Origin of the sequence: Azospirillum sp. SYSU D00513, assembly GCF_017356015.1 — a bacterium.
Lineage (GTDB): Bacteria > Pseudomonadota > Alphaproteobacteria > Azospirillales > Azospirillaceae > Azospirillum.
In genome coordinates, this window is sequence record NZ_JAFIQV010000098.1 from 1 (window position 1) to 3763 (window position 3763).

Here is a 3763-nt window from a genome sequence, read left to right on the forward strand (position 1 = left end):
AGTAGGCCGGATAGATGGCAGCAACCGACCCTCGGGCCGTGACGTTGAAAAACGCTCTTGCAGGGTGGGGGCCGTCCATAGATGTTGCACAAATCGGGCAGCGGGCAGACTGCCCCCATCCTTTGGCTTTTAGGTGATCTTGCGTGAAACCGGCATGCCGAGGCTGGTCATCCGATTGAGGACGACGCAGGCGATCCTGGCCTCGACCTTCTGAGTAGGCAGAGTCCTGGCCCGGAGGCTCCGCCCGATGAGAGCTTTGTAGCGGAAGAAGGCGGTCTCCACGAGAGCGCGCTTTCCATAGCCGGTCGCCGCCTGCCAGCCCATGCGGCCCATCTCGGCGATCTGCTGGATGTGGCAGTCGCGCTGAGTGGGAGCGGTCTCGGCCGTCTTCCCCGGCACCGCCGTGCAGCGGGGCGGGATGATCACCACGGCATCAGTATGCCGGTCGGAAACGGCAAGGTAGACGGAGTCTCCGTCGTAGGCACCATCAGCCAGAACGGCGGTGACCTGACCGGGGATCTGGTCGAGCAAGGGACCGACCTGGGAGGCGTCGCCGTCCTCGGTCGTGGTCAGCTCCGCGGCCAGAATGTTGCCGCTGTTCGGATCGACGCCGATGTGCAGCTTGCGCCAGCTCCGGCGCGGCTTTCCGCCGTGCTTTTGCAAGAGCCACTCGCCCGCTCCGACCATCTTCAGGCCAGAGCTGTCGATCACCACAGTCACGGGGCCGTTCGGCTTCACCAACGCGGTCGCCAGCGACAGGCGGGCACTGCGTCGGGCCAATATCGTGTAATCGGGAACCGGCAACTCCAGGCCGAGGATCTGCACGATGGAGCGCAGCAACCCCTCGGTCTGTCGCCATGGGCGGCCAAAGGCCAGACGCAGCATGCCCCCGGTCTCAATGGCAATGTCCGAGTAGGCCTGCGGCCGGCCTCTCCGACCGGTGCCGGCGGGCGTCCACGCGGCGAGTGCCTCGGACGACACCCAGAGCGTCACGCTTCCTCGTTGCCGAAGTGCCCGGCTGTACTCCCCCCAGTTCTCAACCTTGTACTTCGCCTTCGGGATCCGATGACGGCGCGGTTCATGGTGCTTGTACGGCATGCGGGCTCTCAGAAGCGGGACCTGTCTCTATACCCGTCGCGCCGCACTCCGGCAGCACGAACCAGATTTATGCGACAATGCCTAACAGCACCCTTTATGATAACTTTGGGATTGGCATAACAACCCTTCATGGTGGAAGGTGGAAAATGTCAGTGGGGTGTTTCTGTTAGGGGCTGCGCTCTTTATGCATGGTTTGGGGAAGTCGCCGCAGTCTCGCCTGGGGCTATGGTTTTCAGTATGGTGGCACAGAGTTAGGAAGCGGAAGGCTTCGGGGGCAAATGTTGGTCAAAGCACACAGGCAAGAGCGAAGGCGTTAAGAGTCTTAGGCGTGATGCTGACTTTTGGGCTGCTCTGGAAGGCGGCTTTCGAGGCATCCACGCTGTTTCACCTCGCCCCCCATGTCAGCGCCTGGTATCCAGCAGCCGGCGTCGCTTTTGCGTTCGTGTTCACATTCGGATGGCGCATCCTGCCGGTCTGGTTCCTCGTCGTGGTGGCCAACGCCGATACGAACGATGTTGTCTGGACCCTTGCCCAGGCCGCGCGGCAGGTTATCGCTTTTGGAGGCGGAGCCTTGCTGCTGAGGCATCTGCTCGGCACTAGGCAATACGCACTGACCTTTCGACGGTCACTGTTCGGGGTTACGACCATGGTCGGGGCAGCCCTACTTTCGGCCATCGCCGCAAGCTGCCTTTATCTCTGGAAAGGCATGATACAGGAGAACCAGGCGGTCGAGATGATGTTAGGCTTCTGGATCGGAGATGCCACAGGCGTCTTGGTCGCAGCTCCGTTTTTCATCGTCGCCTTAAGGGCGGCCCAGCAACGAAGCCTGGTGCAAGCTCCTGGATGGGAGCTTCCAAGTCTTCGGCTTTTTCTGGGCATGTCCGTCGGCACGATCGCCTTCACTGCCCTGGTGCTCACGATTTCCGCAGAGGTATCGAGTTCAGCAGCACCTGAATTTCTCCTCCTCATTCCCATTGCGCTGATTGTGACAATCAGCGGCAATCGGGGCGCCATTGTCATGCTGCCGATTGTCAACGCAGCACCTCCTTTACTCGTGCAGTGGATTGGTTCTGAAACACCACCCATTGAGTTGCAGAGCCTACTCCTCACCAACGCCGTCATTGGTTTGCTGCTAGGTGCTGTCGTCAGTGACCGGCGCGCCTTACTTTACCGAGTTCTCGCGCATGAGGCCGATCTGGCGGAAGCCGTGCGCCAAAAGACAAAGCACCTCGAAGAAGAGATTACCAAGCGGGAATTGGCCCAGCAGGTGAAAGCCCGTTTTCTGGCGACCGTCAGCCATGATTGCCGGCAGCCGTTGCAGGCCCTGAACCTCATGTTGGCCACATTAGACCGCGGCATCCGGACGAGCGAGGAGCTTCGCTACATCAAGGACATCCAGCGCACCATTTCCAGCCTTGCAGAATTTTTCCGGGACCTGATGGACCTGTCTCAGATGGAAAGCGGTACTCTTGTTGCCCGTCCGAAACCAGTGGACATCGGGGGCATGCTGGAGCGTCTGCGGCCGGATATCGAAGCACTCGCAGAGCCAAAAGGGTTTGCAGTAAAAGTGGTGGATTGCTCGGTCATCGTAAGGGCGGATCCGACACTTCTGGAGCGGGCGCTTCGAAACCTGCTTGGAAACGCTCTGCGCTATACTCAGTCTGGAGGTATCCTGGTCGGCTGCCGCCGGCGCGGCGATTGTCTTCGCGTCGACGTCATTGATACCGGGCCTGGAATTCCTGACGCCATGAGGAACGCCATCTTCGAAGAGTTCTTTCGGGCAACGGAGTTGCATCACCAGGAAGGTCGAGGCATCGGGCTGACGCTTGTACGGAATATTGCGGACCTGCTGGACGGCGAGGTAGAGGTGGCTTCGACGGTCGGGAAAGGATCGCGCTTCTCTCTCTATCTGCCGGTTTACCAGGAGAAGGATGGGCGAGAAATAAGGTACGATCGGTTAGAGTAGGTGGGATGGCCGCAGTGCAAATCGTACACGACGGTTGTTCATGACAATCATTCCAAACCCCAAAGCCATTTCGCCGCACATTACTATCTTGTTATTCTCAGAAACGAGAGAATGTGACTCACTTATGATTTTTAGCTTGCCTTATTTTAATGCCCGCGAACTGAGAAAGCGGTAGTCACTGCTGACGTGTAGTTATCTCTTGTATCCCAAGTAAGCAAGCTCCCTTCCCGCCTCTTAGGCAGAGAGGGAGCATTTTGTGTATCAAGTGCTCATCGCACTTCGGTGTTGCACTGGCACTCAGCCCACGACTTTAGCCAACGATCGGCGGCTTCGCGGCGGCTTGCCGTCAGGCGCTGGCTTGATGTCCGCTGGCGTCCAGGAGTGCTCTGGTGCATGGAGATAGGAGATCAGAGCGTTGGCTTTGTACTTTGATCGTCAGGCGACGCGGACGGACTCCGGGCGTCCGAGGTCGAACATGCGGTTAAGGACATTGACGGCGATCCGGGTTTCCACCTTCTGCGCTGGTCGGGGATGGGAGCGCAAGGTGTCGCCGATGATCCCCTTGTAGCGGCTCATCGCTCCCTCAGCGCCAGACCTGGCGTTATAGCCCGAGGTTTTCTGCCAGCTCATGCGCCCCCGCTCAGCAATGACCCGGAGATGCTGGTCCCGCTGGGTCGGGTTGGTGTCGGCGCAAGGGCT

General features: G+C 59.4%; 2 protein-coding genes and 1 pseudogene. 1 reads left to right on the forward strand and 2 read right to left on the reverse strand.

The window, feature by feature from the left end; all coding sequences use genetic code 11:
- Positions 1–129: 129 nt before the first annotated feature.
- Complete coding sequence (locus JUB11_RS32280; RefSeq protein WP_207462910.1) at positions 130–1098, reverse strand: IS5 family transposase; 969 nt, start codon at positions 1096–1098, stop codon at positions 130–132.
- Between the two features lie 331 nt (positions 1099–1429).
- On the opposite strand from JUB11_RS32280, the gene JUB11_RS32285 reads away from it, so the two are divergent.
- Entirely contained in the window at positions 1430–3064 is a 1635-nt protein-coding gene (locus JUB11_RS32285; protein ID WP_247887480.1) for an ATP-binding protein, read from the forward strand.
- A 435-nt stretch (positions 3065–3499) separates the two neighbouring features.
- Here JUB11_RS32285 and JUB11_RS32290 read toward each other — a convergent pair.
- A pseudogene (locus JUB11_RS32290) lies at positions 3500–3763 on the reverse strand (IS5/IS1182 family transposase); the annotation flags it as partial.